Origin of the sequence: Pseudomonas sp. AM14(2022), from assembly GCF_036346455.1 — a bacterium.
GTDB lineage: Bacteria > Pseudomonadota > Gammaproteobacteria > Pseudomonadales > Pseudomonadaceae > Aquipseudomonas > Aquipseudomonas putida_A.
Genome location: NZ_JAOTNY010000027.1, coordinates 1 through 20,611, shown reverse-complemented (window position 1 = coordinate 20,611; position 20,611 = coordinate 1). Strand labels below are relative to the sequence as shown.

Genomic DNA, 20,611 nt, shown 5'->3' with positions numbered 1-20,611 from the left:
TCTCTTATGTCCTGGATCATTCTGTTTTTCGCCGGCCTGTTCGAAGTCGGCTGGGCCGTCGGCCTGAAATACACCGACGGCTTCACCCGCCCGCTCCCCACCGTCCTGACCGTTGCGGCCATGGCCATCAGCCTTGGCCTGCTGGGTCTGGCAATGAAGGAATTGCCGCTGGGTACGGCTTATGCAATTTGGACCGGGGTCGGCGCCGTGGGCACGGTGATTGCCGGGATCATTCTGTTTGGCGAGTCGATGGCGTTGATTCGGCTGGCCAGTGTGGCGTTGATCATTACCGGGTTGATTGGTCTGAAGGTCAGCGCTTAGGCCACTGGCCTCTATCGCGAGCAGGCTCACTCCTACAAGGGGTACGCGCTTCAAATGTAGGAGTGAGCCTCCTCGCGATGGGGTCATATCAGGTAACAACTACCTGACAGCCCCGCGCAACGCCCCCACCAAACCCTGTAATTTCGCCGGCTCCGCCGCATCCACCGCCACTGCCGAGCCCGCCACCAACGTCACCCGCGACCACAACCGCTTGAACAGCCCCTTGTTCGGATCGCGGCTGAAGAAACTCCCCCACAACCCCTGCAACGCCAGCGGAATCACCGGCACCGGGGTTTCTTCGAGAATCCGCGTCAGCCCGCCCTTGAACTCGTTGATCTCGCCATCGGTGGTCAACTTGCCTTCGGGGAAGATGCACACCAGCTCACCGTCCTTTAGATACTGGGCAATCCGGGTGAAGGCTTTTTCGTAGATCTGGATGTCTTCGTTGCGTCCGGCAATCGGAATTGTTCCCGCCGTGCGGAAGATAAAGTTCAGCACCGGCAGGTTGTAGATTTTGTAGTACATGACAAAGCGAATCGGCCGACGCACCGCGCCGCCAATCAGCAGCGCATCAACGAACGACACGTGGTTGCACACCAGCAGGGCCGCGCCCTCGTCCGGGATCGCCTCGAGGTTGCGGTGCTCGACGCGGTACATGGAATGGCTGAGCAGCCAGATCATGAAACGCATGCTGAACTCGGGGACGATCTTGAAGATGTAGGCGTTGACGCCGATGTTCAGCAGCGACACCACCAGGAACAATTGCGGAATCGACAGTTTGACCACACTCAGCAACACGATCGAAACGATCGCCGAGACCACCATAAACAGGGCGTTGAGAATGTTGTTGGCGGCAATCACCCGCGCCCGCTCGTTTTCGGCGGTGCGCGACTGGATCAGCGCGTACAGCGGCACGATATAGAAACCGCCAAAAACACCGAGGCCGAGAATGTCGACCAGCACCGCCCAGGTATGCGCAAAGCCCAGCACTTCGATCCAGCTGTGGCCGGTGACACTTTCCGGGACACCACCGGAATGCCACCACAGCAGCAGGCCAAACACAGTCAGACCGAACGAGCCGAACGGCACCAGACCGATCTCGACCTTGCGCCCGGAGAGCTTCTCGCACAGCATCGAACCCAGCGCAATGCCTACTGAAAACACCGTGAGAATCAGCGTCACCACGGTTTCGTCGCCGTGCATCCATTCCTTGGCGTAGGCCGGGATCTGCGTCAGGTAAATCGCCCCGACAAACCAGAACCACGAGTTGCCGACAATCGAACGCGACACCGCAGGCGTCTGGCCCAGACCGAGTTTCAGCGTGGCCCAGGACTGGCTGAAGATGTTCCAGTTCAGACGCATTTCCGGCGACGCCGCCGCTGCACGGGGAATGCTGCGACTGGCGAGATAACCGAGCACCGCAATCCCGACAATCGCGGTCGAAACCAGCGGCGCGTAGTGCGTCGAGGACATGATGATCCCGGCGCCGATGGTCCCGGCGAGAATCGCCAGAAACGTGCCCATCTCCACCAGCCCGTTGCCGCCAACCAGTTCATCCTCACGCAACGCCTGCGGCAGGATCGAATACTTGACCGGCCCGAACAGCGCCGAATGCGTGCCCATGGCGAACAGTGCCACCAGCATCAGCGACAGGTGATCGAACAGGAAACTGATCGATCCTACGGCCATGATCGCGATCTCCGCGAGCTTGATCAGACGAATCAACGCGTCCTTGGCGAATTTTTCCCCGAACTGCCCGGCCAGCGCCGAAAACAGAAAGAACGGCAGGATAAACAGCAGCGCGCACAGGTTGACCCAGATCGAACGGTCACCTTCGATGGTCAGCCGATACAGAATGGCGAGGATCAGCGATTGCTTGAACACGTTGTCGTTGAACGCGCCCAGCGACTGCGTGATGAAAAACGGCAGAAAGCGCCGAGTGCGAAGCAGGTTGAACTGTGAGGGGTGACTCATCTTCCGTGTTTCCCTGAGGTCGGTAGAGAATGGCCTGGATCTGCTTATTGGAATCTTGATCGGCGTTCCAGGCCACACCTTACCTAAACTTTTCAGGTTATTTCTTCAACCCTGCAATACAAGGTGAGACAAACAGCTCACCGCGCCACGCGCCTTGCACGGTGCGTTTACCGACGATCAGCCACATCACCGCCAGCAGGCTCACCAGCATGCAGCCGACCACGCTGAAAAAACCGAGGTTCAGCGTGCTGGCGAGCTTGAGGGTCGCCAGCGAATACACGCCCAGCGGGAAGGTAAAACCCCACCAGCCGAGGTTGAACGGGATGCCGTCACGCAGGTAACGCGCGGTGATCAGCAGCGCCATCAACATCCACCACAAGCCGAAGCCCCACAGGGTGATACCGGCGATCAGCCCCACGCCCGCAGCGATTTCACCGATACCCGGCAGGCCGTTGGCGGCGAAGATCGCCGGTGCATCAGCGCCCAGCAGCAACATACCCAACGCACCGGTACCGATCGGACCGAGGGCCAGCCAGCTCGAAGCGGCCATGTTTTCGTGGGGCAGTTTATGCAGGGCCATGCGCAGCAGCAGGATGGTCAGAATGCTGAACGCCACCGGCAGGGAAAATGCCCAGAGCACGTAGCTGGTGGTCAGCACCACCAGTTGCGCATGGGCATCAGTCAGATGCGGCGCGAGCAAGCCACCGCTGGCCGCTGCCACTTCTGCGGCGACTACCGGCAACAGCCAGACCGCGGTCATCTGGTCGATGCTGTGTTCCTGGCGGGTAAACATCATGTAGGGGATCAACACGCCGCAGGCCAGCGACATCGCCACGTCGAGCCACCACAGTACCTCGGCAAGATGAATCACACCCTCGCCCCAGCGTGGCAGACCGAACAGCAGAAAGCCGTTGATGATGGTCGCCAGGCCCATGGGAATGGTGCCGAAGAACATCGATACGGTGGAGTGGCCGAAGATCCGCCGCGCTTCATCGAAGAATAAAATCCAGCGCGCGGCATAAGCGAAGGTAAACAGGGTGAACAACAGAATGTTGAACAGCCACAAACCTTCGGCCACCGCGTGCAACCCGGGAATCGCCACCGGCAGTTGCGCCAGCGCCAGGGCCAGCACGCCGGTACCCATGGTCGCGGCGAACCAGTTCGGGGTGAATTGACGGATCACTTCACGCGGATGCTGAAGCTGGCTGAACGGCTTGATGCCGGGTTTAGCAATGTTGGGGCAAGTCATCATGAACTCCTGTCCTCTGGTGAGGTTGAGCCCATGGTAGAACCGAATCGAATATCTATATAACGGGTAATTTCTCTATCTGTTATCTACTTTACAGATAAGCAGTCAAACACTGCCTTCGCTCTCGATCACCAGAATCCGCGCCGCGCCCCGTGGATGCGCCACGTGCTCGGTGCCGACCGAGGCGTAGAAGATATCGCCAACCTCAAGCAGCACCTGTTTTTCTTCGCCCTGTTCGCGATAGTGCATCTGCACCTGCCCATCGAGCACCACGAACACTTCCTCACCATCGTTGACGTGCCATTTGTACGGCTGATCAGTCCAGTGCAGGCGTGTGGTGATGCCGTTCATGTTGGCGATGTCCAGTCCACCCCAGGCACGCTCGGCGGTGAACGACTTGCTGCGGATAATCTTCATCTGTCGATCCGTGAAAAGAAGGCCGGACAAAGGTAGCTGAAACCATCACGTTTATGGAGTGCTGCAAGCCTTCACTGCTTGCGGGCGCAGGCTGAGCAACAGCGCGGCGACGGCAAGGACGATCAATCCGGCGCCGTAGCCGTCGGTGGTCGCCAGCAACCCATAGGCTCGGGTCAAATGCCCGGCCAACAAGGCCGGCAGGCAGAACGCCAGATAACTCAGCGCGTAGTACGCCGACATCAAACCGGCCCGTTCATGCGGCAGGGCCAACGGCACCAGGCTGCGCACCGCGCCGAGGAAACCCGAGCCAAAGCCGCAACCGGCAACCAGTGTGCCGAGGAAAAACAGCGCCAGACTGGCGCTGTGCACGCCGAGCAAAATCAGCAGCACGCCGATAGGCAGCAGACTGGCGCCGATTTGCAGGGCTTTGCCGACGGGACGATTGCGCAAAGTGAAGATCATCAGCGCCCCGGTCACGGTCAACGCCGAAACGGTAGCGCCGCCGATCAGGTTCGAAGTCGAACCGGTAGCAGTGCGCACCAGCGACGGTGCCAGTGAGGCAAAAAAGCCGCCGAGGGCCCAGGTTGCGGTGTTCAGTGGCAGCACACGCCACAAGGTCGAACGCGCCTGAACCGGCACATGCAGGGTTGGCCGCAGCGAAGCCCAGGCCCCGGCTTGTGGAGTGACGCTTTCCGGTAGACGCCAGACATACACCGCCTGCAACACAAACAGCGCCAGCAGCAGCCAGTAAGTCAGTTGCAACGGCGCCGGGGCGAACTCGGCCAGCAAGCCGCAGCCCATGCTGCCCAGCGCCATGCCGAGCAACGGTGCGACGCTGTTGATCAACGGCCCTTGCTGACGGTCGGTGTCGAGCAGCGTCGCGCTCAAAACAGCGGTGGCCATGCCGGTGGCAAAACCCTGCAATACGCGGGCGCTGATCAGCCAGGCAACACTGTCGGCGCTGATAAACAGCAACATCGCTAGCGCATTGAGCAGCACGGCAGTGAAAATCACCGGTTTACGTCCCAGGTGATCGGACAGCGATCCGACCGTCAGCAGCGCCGCCAGCAGACTCAGCGCATACACGCCGAAAATCAGGGTCAGCACCGCTGCCGAGAAGTGCAGTTGATCCTGATACAGGTGATACAACGGCGTCGGCGCCGTGGAAGCGGCGAGAAAACTGAGTAAGGTGATCGCCAGAAAAATCAGGCTGCCACGGTTGGAAGCAAGGCTGGTCATGGGCACACTCCGCAAAAGCTAATTTTTTGCTTTTGCGGAGTGTGCTCTCGGCTTTGGCTTAAAGCAAATTCTTTGTGTTAAGGTCTGACGCATGGCTATTAAAGAAGGTTTACGCCCGGGCGGGCGCAGTGCCCGGGTGCAAGAGTCGATTCATTCGGCAGTCCGCGCACTTCTGCAAGAACAGGAGCGCAGCACCGTGACCGTGCCGCAAATTGCGGCGCGCGCGGGAGTGACGCCGTCGACGATCTATCGGCGCTGGGGTGATCTGGCGGCGTTGCTCGCCGACGTCGCCCTCGCCCGCATGCGCCCTGACAGCGAACCGGCGGTGACCGGTGACCTGCGCGGTGATATCCGCGCCTGGGCCGAACAGTATCTGGACGAGATGAGCTCAGAGCCGGGGCGCAACATGATGCGCGATGTGCAGGCCAGCGCCACGCCGGGGTACTGCGTGACGATTCTTGGTGGGCAGTTGCAGACCATTATTGATCGCCACCCCGATGAAGCAGCGCCGAGCGTTGATCGGTTGATCAATCTGGTGGTGGCGCCGGTGGTGTTCCGGATTCTGTTTTCGGCGGCGGCGCTGGAGGTGGATGAGCTGCATCGGTTGATCGATATCGCACTGCAACAGGACTGACGCCATCGCGAGCAGGCTCACTCCTACTATTGGAATGCGTTCCACCTGTAGGAGTGAGCCTGCTCGCGATGGGGCCTGATGAGTCACCCCAAAAACCACCCGGTTTCAAACCTGCGACACCCCGCCACGCCACGACCTTGGTCGACACTGACTAACCGCCATACTCATGCGAGACTGTCCGCCCGGGCAGGACTGCCGGGGAGTCTTTTGTCGGGAGTGTTGCATGTCGCTGTCCACCGGGCTGATCGCCGCCGTCGCCCTGGCCTATATGGCCATCATGTTCGCCATCGCCTTCTACGGCGACCGTCGCAGCACGCCGTTGCCGCCGCGGATGCGCGCGTGGGTGTACAGCCTGTCACTGGCGGTTTATTGCACCAGTTGGACGTTCTTCGGCGCCGTCGGCCAAGCCGCCGAACAGCTGTGGTCATTCCTGCCGATCTACCTCGGACCGATCCTGTTGCTGCTGGGCGCGCCGTGGGTCCTGCAGAAAATGGTGATGATCAGCAAGCAGGAGAACATCACCTCGATTGCCGACTTCATCGCCGCGCGCTACGGCAAATCTCAATCGCTGGCGGTGGTGGTGGCGCTGATCTGTCTGGTTGGCGTCCTGCCCTATATCGCTCTGCAACTCAAAGGCATCGTCCTTGGCGTGAACCTGCTGATCGGCGCCGGGGCCGACGCCATGGGCACCCGCGCCCAGGACACCGCGCTGATCGTCTCGCTGGTGCTGGCGCTGTTCACCATCGTCTTCGGTACGCGCAACCTCGATGCCACCGAGCACCACCGCGGCATGGTGCTGGCGATTGCCTTTGAATCGCTGGTCAAGTTGTTCGCCTTTCTCGCCGTTGGCGCGTTCGTGACCTATGGCCTGTACGACGGTTTTGACGACCTGTTCAATCAGGCGATGCTCGCGCCGCGCCTTGAGGAATACTGGAAGGAAACGATCAACTGGCCGTCGATGGTGGTGCAGACCGGGGTGGCGATGATGGCGATCATCTGCCTGCCACGGCAGTTTCACGTCACGGTGGTGGAGAACATCGACCCGCAGGACCTGCGCCTGGCCAAGTGGGTGTTTCCGGCGTATCTGGCGCTGGCCGCGCTGTTCGTGGTGCCGATCGCCCTCGCCGGGCAGATGATGCTGCCGAGTCACGTGTTGCCCGACTCGTTCGTGATCAGCCTGCCGCTGGCCCAGGCCCATCCGGCCCTGGCGTTGCTGGCGTTCATCGGCGGCGCGTCGGCGGCCACCGGCATGGTGATTGTGGCCAGCGTGGCACTGTCGACCATGGTTTCCAACGACATGCTCTTGCCGTGGTTGCTGCGCCGTAACAACGCCGAGCGCCCGTTCGAAGTGTTCCGCCAGTGGATGCTCTCGGTGCGCCGCGTGAGCATCGTGCTGATTCTGTTGCTGGCCTACGTCAGTTACCGCTTGCTCGGCTCCACCGCAAGCCTCGCAACCATCGGCCAGATCGCCTTCGCCGCCGTCACCCAACTGGCCCCGGCGATGCTCGGCGCGCTGTACTGGAAACAGGCCAACCGTCGCGGGGTGTTCGCCGGTCTGGCCGCCGGCACGTTCCTCTGGTTCTACACGCTGATTCTGCCGATTGCCGCCCACAGCCTCGGCTGGTCGTTGAGCACGTTTCCCGGTCTGGCGTGGCTGCACAGCAACCCGCTGAACCTGCCGATCACCCCGCTGACCCAAGGCGTAGTGCTGTCGCTGGCGGGCAACTTCACGTTGTTCGCCTGGGTCTCGGTGCTGTCGCGTACGCGGGTTTCGGAGCACTGGCAGGCCGGGCGCTTCATCGGTCAGGAAATCAGCGCGCGGCCGAGTGCGCGTTCGATGCTGGCGGTGCAGATCGACGACTTGCTGCAACTGGCGGCACGCTTTGTCGGTGAAGAACGTGCGCGGCAAAGCTTCATTCGTTTCGCCTACCGCCAGGGCAAAGGCTTCAACCCGAACCAGAACGCCGATGGCGAATGGATCGCCCACACCGAACGTCTGCTGGCCGGTGTGCTCGGCGCTTCGTCGACGCGCGCGGTGGTAAAAGCCGCGATTGAAGGTCGGGAAATGCAGCTGGAAGACGTCGTCCGAATCGCTGACGAAGCCTCGGAAGTCCTGCAGTTCAACCGCGCCTTGCTGCAAGGCGCGATCGAAAACATTACCCAAGGCATCAGCGTGGTCGACCAGTCGCTGAAGCTGGTGGCCTGGAACCGCCGCTATCTGGAGTTGTTCAACTACCCGGACGGTTTGATCAGCGTCGGCCGGCCGATTGCCGACATCATTCGCTACAACGCCGAACGCGGCTTGTGCGGTCCGGGCGAGGCGGAAGTCCACGTTGCCCGGCGCCTGCACTGGATGCGTCAGGGCCGTGCGCACACGTCCGAACGCCTGTTCCCCAATGGCCGGGTGATCGAGCTGATCGGCAACCCGATGCCCGGCGGCGGTTTCGTCATGAGTTTCACCGACATCACCGCGTTCCGCGAAGCGGAGCAGGCACTGACCGAGGCCAACGAAGGCCTGGAGCAACGGGTCAGCGAGCGCACGCAGGAGCTATCGCAGCTCAACGTCGCACTGACCGAAGCCAAGGGCCATGCCGAGGCCGCGAATCAGTCGAAAACCCGTTTCCTCGCCGCCGTCAGCCATGACTTGATGCAGCCGTTGAACGCCGCGCGCCTGTTCTCTGCCGCCCTCTCCCATCAGGACGACGGCTTGAGCAGCGAGGCGCAGAAACTGGTGCAACACCTCGACAGCTCGCTGCGTTCGGCAGAAGACCTGATCAGCGACCTGCTGGATATTTCCCGCCTGGAAAACGGCAAGATCAACCCGGATCGCAAGCCGTTCGCGCTCAATGAGCTGTTCGATACGCTCGGCGCCGAATTCAAGGCGCTGGCCCAGGAACAAGGTCTGACTTTCCGCGTGCGAGGCAGCCAGTTGCGCATCGACAGCGACATCAAATTGCTGCGGCGGATTCTGCAGAACTTCCTGACCAACGCTTTCCGCTACGCCAAAGGGCCAGTGTTGTTAGGCGTGCGCCGACGTGGCGGCGAACTGTGTCTGGAAGTGTGGGATCGCGGGCCGGGGATTCCGGAAGACAAACAACAAGTGATTTTCGAGGAGTTCAAGCGCCTCGACAGCCATCAGACCCGCGCCGAAAAAGGTCTTGGGTTGGGCCTGGCGATTGCCGACGGTTTATGTCGCGTGCTCGGCCATACCTTGCGTGTACGTTCGTGGCCGGGGCGCGGCAGCGTGTTCAGTGTCAGCGTGCCGCTGGCCCGGGCGCAAACACTGCAGCAGAAAGCCCCGGTGGAGTTGAACGGCAAGTTGCTCAGCGGCGCGCAGGTGCTGTGCATCGACAATGAAGACAGCATTCTGATTGGCATGAACAGCCTGCTCACCCGCTGGGGCTGTCAGGTGTGGACGGCACGCAATCGCGAGGAATGCGCGGCGTTGCTGAATGAGGGTGTGCGGCCGCAATTGGCACTGGTCGACTATCACCTCGACCACGGCGATACCGGAACCGAGCTGATGGCGTGGCTGCGCACCACGTTAGGCGAGCCGGTGCCGGGGGTGGTAATCAGCGCCGATGGCCGCCCGGAGACGGTGGCGCAGGTGCATGCGGCAGGGCTGGATTATCTGGCCAAACCGGTGAAACCGGCGGCGTTGCGGGCGTTGCTGAGTCGGTATGTGCCGCTGTAACCGTTTGACTTGAGTGTTGCAGCGCTACCACTGACGCCTTCGCGAGCAAGCCCGCTCCCACCTTTGGAATGCATTTCACTGTGGGAGCGAGCCTGCTCGCGAAGCTCTTCGGGTTATTCCGGGAGCTCGACCAGCCCATCGACATCGGTCATCGCCCGCTCCAGCAGATCCGCCGGCAAACTCTTGCTGGCCCGCGCGCCCAGCAATTTGAGCTGCTCACTGCGGCTGACCAGGTTGCCGCGCCCTTCCGTGAGTTTGTTGCGCGCCGAGCTGTAGGCCTTGTCCAGCTGTTGCAGGCGATTGCCGACTTCGTCCAGATCCTGAATGAACAGTACGAACTTGTCGTACAGCCAGCCGGCACGCTCAGCGATTTCCCGGGCGTTCTGGCTCTGCCGCTCCTGCTTCCACAGGCTGTCGATCACCCGTAACGTCGCCAGCAACGTGGTCGGACTGACGATCACGATGTTGCGGTCGAACGCTTCCTGGAACAACGCCGGCTCGGCTTGCAGGGCGGCGGAAAATGCCGCTTCGATCGGCACGAACAGCAAGACGAAATCGAGGCTGTGCAGGCCTTCCAGACGCTTGTAATCCTTGCCGGCGAGGCCCTTGACGTGGCTGCGCAGAGACAGCACGTGCTGCTTGATCGCGACCTGGCCGAGGGTGTCATCTTCGGCGGCAACGTACTGCTGATAGGCAGTGAGGCTGACCTTGGAGTCGACCACCACCTGCTTGTCGCCCGGCAGGTAAATGATCACATCCGGCTGGAAGCGCTCGCCGTCCGGCCCCTTGAGATTGACTTGGGTCTGGTACTCGCGGCCCTTCTCCAGCCCCGCGTGTTCCAGCACCCGTTCAAGGATCAATTCACCCCAGTTGCCTTGGGTCTTCTGGCCTTTGAGGGCGCGGGTCAGGTTGGTCGCTTCGTCGCTCAGGCGCAGGTTAAGCGCTTGCAGACGCTCCAGCTCCTTGGCCAGCGAGAAGCGTTCGCGGGCTTCGGCCTGATAGCTTTCTTCCACGCGTTTTTCGAAGGATTGGATGCGTTCTTTCAGCGGATCGAGCAACTGCCCGAGGCGCTGTTGACTGGTCTCGGCAAACCGCTGTTCACGTTCATCGAAGATCTTCCCTGCCAGCTCGGCGAATTGCGCGCGCAGCTCATCGCGCGAGCCTTGCAGGTCGTTGAGGCGTTGTTGATGGCTTTCCTGTTGCTCGCGCAGTTCGGCGTTGAGCGACGCGGCCTGAGCGTCGAGGCGACGCAATTCGGCTTCTTTGTTGGCGCGCTCGATGTTCCACGCGTGGGAAGCGTCACGGGCATCATCGCGCTCGATCTGCAGCAGTTCGACTTCGCGGCGCAGAGCCGCCAGCTCCGCCTGCTTGGCGGCATTGGCCTGGCCGAGGTCGACGATTTCATCGCGGCTGGCCTCCAGCTGCGCGTTGAGCCCGTCCTGCGCCAGTTGCGCCATGGCCAGACGCTCTTCGAGCAAGGCGACCTCGGCTTGCCGATCACTGGCCCGCCGTTGCAGTTGCCAGGCCAGCGCCAGCAGCGGCAATCCCGCGCCCGCCAGACCCAGCAACACGCTGGTCAAGTCCATAGCCATAGCCACTCCTGCCGATTCGATAAAGCCTGAAGGTTAACCAAGGCGTGGGGCGTTGGACAGCTCAGTCTTCGAGCAGTCCGAGTTCGCGTTGTGCACGCCGGTCGCCGGCGCGGGCGGCCTGGCGCAGCAGATCCTGCCCGATGCGCCGATCACGGGCATTGCCGCACTCGCGGCACATCAATTGGCCGAGACGACTTTGCGCGGCGACCACGCCTTCGCGCGCCGGTTGCTTGAGCAGACGCCCCGCCAGATGCTTGGCATTACGGCTATCGCCCAGGCGCGGGCTGTCGAGCAGCCATTCGGCCACACGCACGGAAAATCGCTTAGGAGGGGTAACACGAGGGTGTTCGGAGGTAACAGAGTCTGATACTGAGCGAAACTTCATAAAACACTGTGGGACAGATCGGAAGGCGCGCCACTCTACTCTCTTTTTCGTACAGGTAAAGTCGAAAAAAACCCGGCACGCCCGTCCTAGAGCAAGCGCTAGGGACAATCCACAGAAGCTGTGGATAACTCAGTGGACAACCGCTCCCGAACCTCCGCAAAGCCTTGTGGAATGGGGCTCGCAGTCAAACTGACGATTTTTTCACCAACAAAAAAAGACGATATTTTTCATTGACTTAAACTTTTGATACAGGCAGCCATCGGGGTCAGGATTGATATGACAGCAAGGTTACCGTCTGCGCAACTAATGTGCACAAGTACCTGTTACCCGGTTATATCGATGCGCTTTTTTGGCTCGTTTTGCGCCTCGGACTGGGGATAAGCGGGTTGGCGCTAGGCATGGCTGCACGCTTTTGTGGCGACGGATGGTTTCTTCGCGAACAGGCTCGCTCCTACAATCGGCCCCGTTCTCCTGGGGGAGCGAGCCTGCTCGCGAAGGGGCCAGCCCTGTCCCCCGTGATCCGCGCCACCGACCGAAATCTTTTTTTGCCGCCGGGTTTGCATTGCCCAAGACGTTCCGTTACTATCCGCGGCGTTAGTACCAAGCTGAAAGTCAATTCCGGTCGAACACATCCACACGGTCAACCTTCTTCCCAGAAGCCCTTCACCGAAAAAAGCGGGAACGACCCCTCGATGGTTTCCAGGTAAATCTTGCGCCGACACTGCCTTTGAATGAATGCAAAGGGTGTTGCGAAGACCACTTACTCTGACCGAACCAGCCTGCAAATTGATCAGGATCTTCACCCCGGGCCCAGAACCTTTGCCCTCGATGTGTTGCCTGTCCTCCTAAGTACCTACCTGCCAGCCCAAGCGCGCCAACTTATCAGCGCTTCAAACTGGCTGCTTTGTTCCAGTCGGGTTCTTTGTTCGACCAATGGTGGTCGACATTACTGGAACGTTTTAACGTTGCACGGTTCTTATCCGTGTCATTTGTAGGAACACCTAATAACTATGTCTACTCAAATCCAGACTCAGGATGCCATTCGCACCCTAACCAACGCTTTTGCCCCAATGAACTGCCTGATCATGGCCGCTCGCAAAGGCTGCTTCAGCTTCACCGTGGTCAATGAACACGGGATCGCTCGCCACAGCGAGCGTCTGTACCCCGATCAATACTCCAGCGCCGAACCGCTGCAGGCCATTATTGATCGTACGCGTCAGGCATTGATTGCCTGAGAGCCGAAAAGGCTGCAAAAGCAAAAGCCCCGCACAAAAATGCGGGGTTTTTTATTGCCCGATATTTCGCTTTTAGCCATTCACGCCTAAGCACCTTCGGATATAACGCCTGTGGCTCGCTGCCGGAAATATTTTAAAAACAGGCCTTTACGTCGCGAATATGACACTACACTTCAACTCAAGCGGCTTGATCCGCTTTCGGCGAGCCTGATTCGATCCACCGCTGCCAAGGCCCCTTCAGGTATCGCCGCCCAATTACAAGATCCGAGGGCTTTATGGGTATCGCTGCCAGCGAACTGTGCCGCTATGTGATCCGTCCCACACTGATTTATCTGGGACGCCACTGCGCAACTGCCGAATCCCTGCTGCTGGGCATTGCCGCCAGCCAGTCCGCCCTCGGTTCCGCCCTGCATGACCGCCGTGGCCACGGCCTCTACCGGATTGCCGAGCACCGCCACCAGGCCCTTTGGGATCACTATCTGGCGCTCGATCCGGAGCGTGCCAGCCTGGTTCGCGGCCTCGCCAGCCAACATGCTTTTTTGAGCGGCCCGCACCTGGAATTGACCGTCAACCTGCGTTACGCCACCGCCATCGCCTGGCTGCTGGTAGAAGAACAACACACCACCCTCCCCGCCCCGGACGATCTGCTGGGCATGGCGCGCATCTGGCGTCAGACCTTCCAGCCGCAAGGTCGTCTGCGCGACTTCACCTACGCCTGGCAAACCTGTGTTTCACCGGTGAATCAGGTCGCGTGTTGACTGGCGAGTTTTAGAAGATCGCTCAACAGGTCGCGAATCTGGTCGGATTGTCCTACAAAACCGCTCTAACTCAAGCCATAGGGACTATAGCGCTGGGACGAAAATGTTGGTAATTTTCGCCCCGGTGATCACTAGGAGTTCTAATAATGAAAAAAGTCATGCTCAAAACCACCCTTAGCCTCGCCGTTACCATGGCATCCACCCAGATCTTCGCAGCTGGCTTTGCCATCAACGAACACAGCATCAGCGGGATGGGCACTGGTTACGCTGGGCGATCCTCTTCTGCCGACGACGCAAGCACTGTTTATGGCAACCCTGCCGGCATGTCGCGCATCACGCGCGAACAAGTCACCGGCGGTGTTGCATTCCTCGATGCCAAGACCGATATCAGCGACGCCAGCTCCAGCCCTAACGGCGGCAGCAACAAAGGCGACATGGTGCCCTTCACCTCTGTACCTATGGGCTTCTACGTCAAACCGATCGATGAGCATTGGGCATTCGGCCTCGGCGTGTACGTGCCGTTCGGCCTGATTACCGACTACGAAAAAGGCTTTGGCGGCCGTTACTTCGGCAGCAAGTCCGAAGTACAAGTCATCACTTTCCAGCCAACTGTCAGCTACAAATTCAACGACGTGGTGTCGATCGGTTTCGGTCCGACCATCAACCGCATCGACGGCACGCTGGAATCCAACCTGTCGATCACTCAAGCTGCGCCGGACGGCAAGGTCAAGATCAAGGGTGACGACACCGCGCTGGGCTACAACATCGGCGTGCTGGTACAGGCCACCGACACCACTCGTCTGGGTCTGACCTACCACTCGAAAGTCGATTACAAGCTCGAAGGCAACACCAAGGTCAACTACGGCGTATTGGGCGCCGTCGGCCTAAGCGCCCAGCAGAAGTACGACGCTTCGCTGAAGATCACCACCCCTGAATCCGTGGACTTCTCGGTCACTCAGGCGATCAACGATCGCTGGAACGTTTACGCCGGTTCGACCTGGACCCGCTGGAGCCAGTTGAAGAAGATCACCGTTGAAAACTCGGGCGTACAGCCGCTGCTGGCCGGTCAGTTTGGCGAGATCACCGAAGAGCAGAACTGGCACGACTCCTGGGCTTACGCCGTGGGTACTTCGTACCAGTTGAACAAGGAATGGGTACTGCGTACCGGTCTGACCTTCGACCAGTCGCCGACCAACAACGTCGATCGTTCGCCACGCATTCCTACTGGCGACCGCACTATCTTCAGCATCGGTGCCGGCTGGAGCCCGACCGAAGACCTGACCATCGACGTGGCTTACTCGTACCTGAAGGAAGAGTCGGTCAAGATCCACAACCAGAACGATCGTGGCCAGACCTACGATGCCAAGTATGAAAACTCGGCAAACGGTTTCGGTGTTGGCGCAACTTACCGCTTCTGATGCTGCACGGCGAGGCTAACCCCTCGCCCACAGAAAAGCCCCGCTCTCTTTACAGAAAGCGGGGCTTTTTAATACCTGTTCAAACACCCCAGATCAAATGTGGGAGCGGGCTTGCTCGCGAATGCGGTCTGACATCCAGAACAAGTGCTGAATGATCCGCAGCCCTCGCGAGCAAGCCCGCTCCCACAAAAAGCGTGTGTTATCAATTGAGAGGTTTTGAGGCGATAGCCTTTTCAACCGCCGCAATAAACTCCGGATCATCGGGTTTGGTCAGACTGGAGAAATTCGCGATCACCTTGCCCTGACGATCAATCACGTACTTGTAGAAATTCCACTTCGGCGCACTGCTCTGTTCGGCCAGCACCTTGAACAGGTGAGTAGCATCGTCGCCACGGACCTTCTGCGGTTCGGTCATGGTGAACGTCACGCCGTAGTTGGCGTAGCAGACCTTGGCGGTTTCGGCGCTGTCCTTGGACTCCTGCTTGAAGTCATTGGACGGCACGCCGAGCATTTCCAGGCCTTGCGCCTTGTAATGCTGATTGAGCGCTTCGAGGCCCTCGAACTGCGGGGCGAAGCCGCAGAAACTGGCGGTATTGACCACCACCAGCGGCTTGCCGGCGTAGCGCTGGCACAGATCGACGGATTCCTTGGCGCGCAACTTGGGCAACGAACCTTGCAGCGCCTCCGGACAGTCAGCGGCCTGGGCCAGTCCGGTCAACGCCATCAGCAACGCGGGTACAGCACACCAGCGCATGAGCATGTCGGGGCATCCTTTGAGCAGTCATCAGACTCCCGACGTTACTCGCCATCCAAGCCTACAAGCAAGCGCCCAGGCCCAACTGCATTAACGCCAGGCCGCCCTGATGCCAGCCCCACCACACCAGCGCCAGCAACAGCGCGCCGAGTGCGGTGAAGGCGATTTGAGGCCAGGAGCGTTTCATACGGCGCCGACAGCCGGCTGCAGACGTGCCACAGGACGCTCGCGTACCGGCCAGTTCAGCGCGGCTGCCAGCAGACTCAAGAGAATCGCCACTTGCCAGATCAAGTCATAACTCCCGGTACGGTCATACACCACCCCACCCAGCCAGCCGCCGAGGAACGAGCCGAGCTGATGAAAGAGGAACACGATACCGCCGAGCATGGACAGATTGCGCACGCCAAACAAGGTCGCCACCGTGCCGTTGGTCAATGGCACCGTCGACAGCCAGAGGAAGCCCATGGCCATGCCGAACAGGTACGCCGAGGTCGTCGTCACCGGCAGCCACAGGAACAGCACGATCACCACCGCACGCAGCAGGTACAAAGCGGTCAGCAGACGCGGCTTGGACATGCGCCCACCGAGCCAGCCGGCAGTATAAGTGCCGAAGATATTGAACAGCCCGATCAGCGCCAGCACCGTGGTACCGACCGTCGCCGGCAGATGCTGATCGACCAGATAGGCCGGCAGGTGCACACCGATGAACACCACCTGGAAGCCGCAAACGAAAAAGCCGAACGCCAACAGCCAGAACCCCGAGTGGGAGCAGGCTTCGCGCAGCGCTTCAGACAGGGTCTGTTCATGGCCGAGCACCGGCAGCGGTTTGTCCTTGAGCATGCTCACCAACGGCACAATCATCGCCACCAGCAAACCGAGTACCAACAGCGCCGCCGACCAGCCGAGCCAGCCGATCAAACCCAGCGTGCCCGGCAACATCGCAAACTGGCCGAACGAACCGGCAGCACTGGCGATGCCCATGCCCATGCTGCGTTTTTCCGGCGGCACCGCACGACCGACCACGCCGAGAATCACCGAGAACGACGTACCGGACAGACCGATACCGATCAACAGACCGGCACTCAGCGACAGGGTCAGTGCCGAATCGGACAGCCCCATGCACACCAGGCCCGCGGCATAAAGCACGCCGCCGACCAGCACCACTTTCGCCGCCCCGAAACGGTCAGCCAGCGCGCCAGTGAACGGCTGCGCCAGACCCCAGATCAGGTTCTGCAAGGCGATCGCGAAGGCAAACACTTCGCGCCCCCAGCCGAACTGCGCACTCATCGGCGACAGGAACAGACCGAAGCCGTGCCGCACGCCCAATGACAACGCCAGAATCAGCGCACTTCCCAGCAACACCCAACCGCACGTACGCCACATCGATGTCATTGTTATTCTCCGTTCGCGGGTATATACCCGCTTAAATCCGGAAAAACCGGCCCTCAGGCCAGTTCATCCAACAGTCGCAGCAAGGTTTCACGCTTCTCGGCGCCCAGGCGATCGATCAATCGCTGTTGCGCCGCTTCCCAGGCCGGCAGCGCCGCCGCGAGGCGTTGTGCACCGGTTTCGGTGAGACGGACGATGCGGTTACGCATGTCCTCGCCCTCGGCCAGCGCCACCAGGCCCTCGCCTTCGAGCACCCGCAGGTTGCGCCCCAGGGTGCTGCGATCCAGACCCATGGCTTCGGCCAGTTCCGAGATGCTCGGTTGATCCAGACGCTGCAGGTTGCACAGCAAAGAATACTGGGCAACGTTGATCCCGAAGCCGTCGAGAGCGCCGTCGTAATGCCTGCTGACGCCACGAGCGGCGCGACGCAGGTTGGTACACAAACACTGAGAAGGAAGCATGATGCGTGTATATACCCGCGACTGTGTTAAATCAAGTTACATGTAGTTATTCAAGGACATTTCCGGCGCCTGACGGGCCGCCTTCGCGAGCAAGCCCGCTCCCACAGGGGAATGCATTCCAAGGGTGGGAGCGGGCTTGCTCGCGAAGAGGCCGACACGGTTATAGAGAAATCTCAGGACAACGCCAACCCCACCAACACCGCCATCTCCAGCAATTCCAGCAACGCCCCCGCCGTATCGCCGGTGGTTCCGCCCAGCCGCCGCATCATCACCCGCCGCAGCCAGACAAACCCGACCAACGCGACAACCAGCGCAACAATCGCTTTCACCCCGCCGATCAACAAACAACCCAGCGCACACGCCCCAAGCACCCACCAGCCGGCCCGGCGCGGCAGATGATCCGCCAGTGCCTGCCCCAACCCACCCGCGCGCACATACGGCGTGGTCAGAAACAGCCCCAGCAACGCCGCGCGCCCGAGCAGCGGCACGATGATCAGCATCACTGCATGCCCTTGCTCGATCAGCGCCAGCAACGCGCAGAACTTCAGCAGCAACACCAACACCAGCGTCACCACCGCGATCGGCCCGCTGCGCGGATCCTTCATGATCGTCAACGTGCGCTCGCGATCACCGAAACCACCGAGCCAGGCATCGGCGCTGTCGGCCAGTCCGTCGAGGTGCAGCGCGCCGCTGAGCAGCACCCACACCGTCAGCAACAGCGCCGCATGCAGGAGCAATGTCGCGCCGGTCAATGCCAGGTTCAATACCCAGAGGATCACTCCGAACAGCAGCCCCACCAGCGGATAAAACAACAGCGAACGCCCGAGCTGTTGCGGCTCCGGCATCCCCGGCAGACGAATCGGCAAGCTGCTGAGAAATTGCAGGGCGATCCACAGTGGCAGCATCTCAGTAACCTTCCTTGAGCACGCCATCGGCTTCGACGCTGAGCGCAAACAGCGAAGCATGCGCGACTTCGACATTGAGCAACTGCTCACGCGGCAAACCACGCGCCTGCGCCAGCAACAGGCGCATCACGCCGCCATGACTGATCAGCAAAATGCGTTCACCGGCATGGGCCTGATGCAAACGCGCAACCGCGCCCAGCACGCGAGCCGCAAACTCACTGACCGGCTCACCCTGCGGCGGGGTGAAGGCATAGGGATCAGCCCAGAACAGCCCCAGCGCTTCGGCATCAGTCTCCATCAACGCCGCTGCGCTCTGGCCTTCCCAGGCACCGAAGTGCAGTTCCTGCAGATCCTTGTCCAACTGCACCGGCAGATTCAGTTGTTCGCCCAGCTCTGCAGCGAACCGCGCGCAACGCTGCAGCGGCGAACTGATCAGCCGATCCCACGGCCCGCCCGCCAGCACCGCGGCACGCATCTGTGCCCACCCCTTTTCGGTGAGCGCATCATCGAGACTGCCGCGCAAACCGCCGCCCAGCTCAGTCTCACCATGGCGCAGCAGGTCCAGACGCAAGGTCATGCCGGACGATCCGCCACTGCGGCTTCGGCGAACGTCGCCATCTGCCCATGCAGGTCGCAGGCCAGACGCAACAGTGGCACGGCCAACGCCGCCCCGCTGCCCTCGCCCAGACGCAGGCCGAGCTCCAGCAACGGTTCGGCGTTAAGGGTTTCCAGCACATGGCGATGGCCCGGCTCGGCGCCACGATGACCGAACAGCAGCCACTCGCGGCAGGCTGGATTCAGCCGCACCGCGACCAACGCGGCGACCGTGCAGATAAAGCCGTCGACCAGCACCGCGACGCCTTCCTGCGCACAAGCCAGGTACGCACCGACCAGTGCGGCGATTTCAAAACCGCCGAGGTTGAACAGGGTTTGCAGCGCATCGCCACGTTGCGCCGCGTGCAGCGCCAGTGCGCGCTCGATCACTTGTGCTTTATGGCTGACGCCTTCGGCATTCAACCCGGTGCCGGGACCGGTCAGGTGCACCACCGGGCAATCGAGCAAGGCACACGCCAGCGCACTGGCGGCAGTGGTGTTGCCGATGCCCATTTCGCCGCCGATGAACAACTGCGCGCCCGCCGCTTTGGCGCGCAGCACGCTGTCACGACCGGCCTGCAAGGCGAGCTCGCCCTGCGCCTGGGTCATCGCCGCGCCCTTGGCGAAGTTCGCCGTGCCCGGCCCAATGTTCAGATGACGCACGTCCGGCAGATTCAACGTCGGCGTCACGGTGCCCAGATCGACCACTTCCAGACGCGCATCGAGCTGCCGCGCCAGCACGCTGATCGCCGCGCCGCCGCTGACGAAGTTGAGCAGCATCTGCCCGGTGACTTCCTGCGGGAACGCGGAAACGCCTTCCGCGACCACCCCGTGATCACCGGCAAAAATCGCGATCCAGACTTGCTTAAGGGTCGGCTTGATCTGTCCCTGCAATCCGGCCAGTTGCACCGCCACGCTTTCGAGGCGACCGAGGGAGCCGGCCGGTTTGGTCAGTTGCTGTTGGCGCGCCGCCGCCTGTTCAACGATCTCGGCATTCACGGATTGGCACGGGTTCAACCACCACGCTTGAGTCATAACGCAGGTCCTTTCAGGGTCAGGGGCAGGCCGGCGACGGTCAGGACGACTCGCTGACAACGCTCGGCCAGAGCTTGATGCAGCCAACCGGCTTCATCGACGTAGCGGCGAGTCAATTCGCCCAGCGGCACGACACCCATTCCGGTCTCGTTGCTAACAAAAATGATTTCCCCCGGCAATGACGCCAGGCAGTCCAGCAGGGCTTCACGCTCGGCGGCGAGACGCGCGGCGTCATCGAGCATCAGCAGATTGGTCAGCCACAGGGTCAGGCAGTCGACCAGCAGGCAACGCTCGGCACTGGCGTTCTCGCGCAGGACGCGGGCCAGTTCCAGCGGCTCTTCGATCAGCGCCCATTCGGCCGGACGCCGGGCGCGGTGATGGGCGACGCGTTCGTTCATCTCACCGTCCAGCGGCTGGCTGGTGGCGATGTAAGTGACCGCCAGTTGGCTGTCGCTGGCGAGTTTTTCCGCCAGGCGACTTTTGCCGGAGCGGGCGCCGCCGAGGATCAGCTGGAGCATGGTTCATTCCTTCAAATTAGCGGTGTACCGACTTCAGTC

20 protein-coding genes are annotated in these 20,611 nt (G+C 61.0%); 6 read left to right on the top strand and 14 right to left on the bottom strand.

Features of this window, described 5'->3' with window-relative positions; all coding sequences use genetic code 11:
• Positions 1 to 6: 6 nt before the first annotated feature.
• Positions 7 to 321 carry a quaternary ammonium compound efflux SMR transporter SugE gene (gene sugE, locus V3W27_RS27405; protein ID WP_003223093.1) on the top strand — a complete coding sequence of 105 codons (315 nt, stop codon included), beginning with the start codon at positions 7 to 9 and terminating at the stop codon, positions 319 to 321.
• A 99-nt stretch (positions 322 to 420) separates the two neighbouring features.
• On the opposite strand, the gene V3W27_RS27400 is transcribed toward sugE, so the two are convergent.
• The 4 genes from V3W27_RS27400 to V3W27_RS27385 all read right to left on the bottom strand — a co-directional run bounded on the left by V3W27_RS27400 (position 421) and on the right by V3W27_RS27385 (position 5,200).
• Complete coding sequence (locus tag V3W27_RS27400; RefSeq protein WP_330208018.1) at positions 421 to 2,295, bottom strand: MFS transporter; 1,875 nt, start codon at positions 2,293 to 2,295, stop codon at positions 421 to 423.
• 97 nt (positions 2,296 to 2,392) lie between these two features.
• Positions 2,393 to 3,544 (bottom strand): TDT family transporter, encoded by a 1,152-nt coding sequence (locus tag V3W27_RS27395; protein ID WP_330208017.1) that lies wholly within the window; start codon positions 3,542 to 3,544, stop codon positions 2,393 to 2,395.
• Positions 3,545 to 3,649: 105 nt separating this feature from the next.
• Positions 3,650 to 3,961 (bottom strand): cupin domain-containing protein, encoded by a 312-nt coding sequence (locus tag V3W27_RS27390; protein ID WP_247267662.1) that lies wholly within the window; start codon positions 3,959 to 3,961, stop codon positions 3,650 to 3,652.
• A 51-nt stretch (positions 3,962 to 4,012) separates the two neighbouring features.
• Entirely contained in the window at positions 4,013 to 5,200 is a 1,188-nt protein-coding gene (locus V3W27_RS27385) for an MFS transporter (protein WP_330208016.1), read from the bottom strand.
• A gap of 91 nt (positions 5,201 to 5,291) precedes the next feature.
• On the opposite strand from V3W27_RS27385, the gene V3W27_RS27380 reads away from it, so the two are divergent.
• Both V3W27_RS27380 and V3W27_RS27375 read left to right on the top strand, forming a co-directional pair.
• Positions 5,292 to 5,834 (top strand): TetR/AcrR family transcriptional regulator, encoded by a 543-nt coding sequence (locus V3W27_RS27380; protein ID WP_330208015.1) that lies wholly within the window; start codon positions 5,292 to 5,294, stop codon positions 5,832 to 5,834.
• A 223-nt stretch (positions 5,835 to 6,057) separates the two neighbouring features.
• A complete protein-coding gene (locus tag V3W27_RS27375) occupies positions 6,058 to 9,528 on the top strand; it encodes a hybrid sensor histidine kinase/response regulator (protein WP_330208014.1) in 3,471 nt (1,156 codons plus the stop codon).
• Positions 9,529 to 9,641: 113 nt separating this feature from the next.
• Here the strand turns inward: V3W27_RS27375 and rmuC are convergent, their stop codons facing one another.
• The gene (gene rmuC, locus V3W27_RS27370) at positions 9,642 to 11,006 is read right to left on the bottom strand and encodes a DNA recombination protein RmuC (RefSeq protein WP_177325662.1); all 1,365 of its coding nucleotides are present in this window, start codon (positions 11,004 to 11,006) and stop codon (positions 9,642 to 9,644) included.
• A gap of 175 nt (positions 11,007 to 11,181) precedes the next feature.
• Positions 11,182 to 11,505: a sel1 repeat family protein gene (locus V3W27_RS27365; protein ID WP_081730279.1), complete on the bottom strand. Its 324-nt coding sequence runs from the start codon at positions 11,503 to 11,505 to the stop codon at positions 11,182 to 11,184.
• A gap of 1,010 nt (positions 11,506 to 12,515) precedes the next feature.
• Between V3W27_RS27365 and V3W27_RS27360 the strand changes: the two genes are divergently transcribed.
• From V3W27_RS27360 to V3W27_RS27350, 3 genes are all read left to right on the top strand, one after another.
• Positions 12,516 to 12,740: a hypothetical protein gene (locus V3W27_RS27360; RefSeq protein ID WP_007962908.1), complete on the top strand. Its 225-nt coding sequence runs from the start codon at positions 12,516 to 12,518 to the stop codon at positions 12,738 to 12,740.
• A gap of 275 nt (positions 12,741 to 13,015) precedes the next feature.
• A complete protein-coding gene (locus tag V3W27_RS27355) occupies positions 13,016 to 13,498 on the top strand; it encodes a hypothetical protein (protein WP_096797718.1) in 483 nt (160 codons plus the stop codon).
• 146 nt (positions 13,499 to 13,644) lie between these two features.
• Positions 13,645 to 14,916, top strand: coding sequence for an OmpP1/FadL family transporter (locus tag V3W27_RS27350; protein ID WP_330208013.1), 1,272 nt, complete (start codon positions 13,645 to 13,647; stop codon positions 14,914 to 14,916).
• A gap of 202 nt (positions 14,917 to 15,118) precedes the next feature.
• Here the strand turns inward: V3W27_RS27350 and V3W27_RS27345 are convergent, their stop codons facing one another.
• The 8 genes from V3W27_RS27345 to cobU form a co-directional block, all read right to left on the bottom strand.
• On the bottom strand, positions 15,119 to 15,676 hold the full coding sequence (locus V3W27_RS27345) for a glutathione peroxidase (protein WP_096797413.1): 558 nt from the start codon (positions 15,674 to 15,676) through the stop codon (positions 15,119 to 15,121).
• A 55-nt stretch (positions 15,677 to 15,731) separates the two neighbouring features.
• Positions 15,732 to 15,857 (bottom strand): hypothetical protein, encoded by a 126-nt coding sequence (locus tag V3W27_RS27340; protein WP_256214479.1) that lies wholly within the window; start codon positions 15,855 to 15,857, stop codon positions 15,732 to 15,734.
• On the bottom strand, positions 15,854 to 17,062 hold the full coding sequence (locus V3W27_RS27335; protein ID WP_027614067.1) for an MFS transporter: 1,209 nt from the start codon (positions 17,060 to 17,062) through the stop codon (positions 15,854 to 15,856). Before V3W27_RS27335 ends, V3W27_RS27340 begins: the two co-directional genes overlap by 4 nt.
• A 53-nt stretch (positions 17,063 to 17,115) precedes the next feature.
• The gene (locus tag V3W27_RS27330) at positions 17,116 to 17,520 is read right to left on the bottom strand and encodes a MarR family winged helix-turn-helix transcriptional regulator (protein WP_007950413.1); all 405 of its coding nucleotides are present in this window, start codon (positions 17,518 to 17,520) and stop codon (positions 17,116 to 17,118) included.
• 173 nt (positions 17,521 to 17,693) lie between these two features.
• Entirely contained in the window at positions 17,694 to 18,425 is a 732-nt protein-coding gene (locus V3W27_RS27325; protein ID WP_330208012.1) for an adenosylcobinamide-GDP ribazoletransferase, read from the bottom strand.
• A gap of 1 nt (position 18,426) precedes the next feature.
• A complete protein-coding gene (gene cobC, locus V3W27_RS27320; protein WP_330208011.1) occupies positions 18,427 to 19,002 on the bottom strand; it encodes an alpha-ribazole phosphatase family protein in 576 nt (191 codons plus the stop codon).
• Positions 18,999 to 20,054 (bottom strand): nicotinate-nucleotide--dimethylbenzimidazole phosphoribosyltransferase, encoded by a 1,056-nt coding sequence (gene cobT, locus V3W27_RS27315; protein ID WP_330208010.1) that lies wholly within the window; start codon positions 20,052 to 20,054, stop codon positions 18,999 to 19,001. The genes cobC and cobT overlap by 4 nt, the downstream gene beginning before the upstream one ends.
• Positions 20,051 to 20,572: a bifunctional adenosylcobinamide kinase/adenosylcobinamide-phosphate guanylyltransferase gene (cobU, locus tag V3W27_RS27310; protein WP_330208009.1), complete on the bottom strand. Its 522-nt coding sequence runs from the start codon at positions 20,570 to 20,572 to the stop codon at positions 20,051 to 20,053. Before cobU ends, cobT begins: the two co-directional genes overlap by 4 nt.
• Between the last annotated feature and the right edge of the window lie 39 nt (positions 20,573 to 20,611).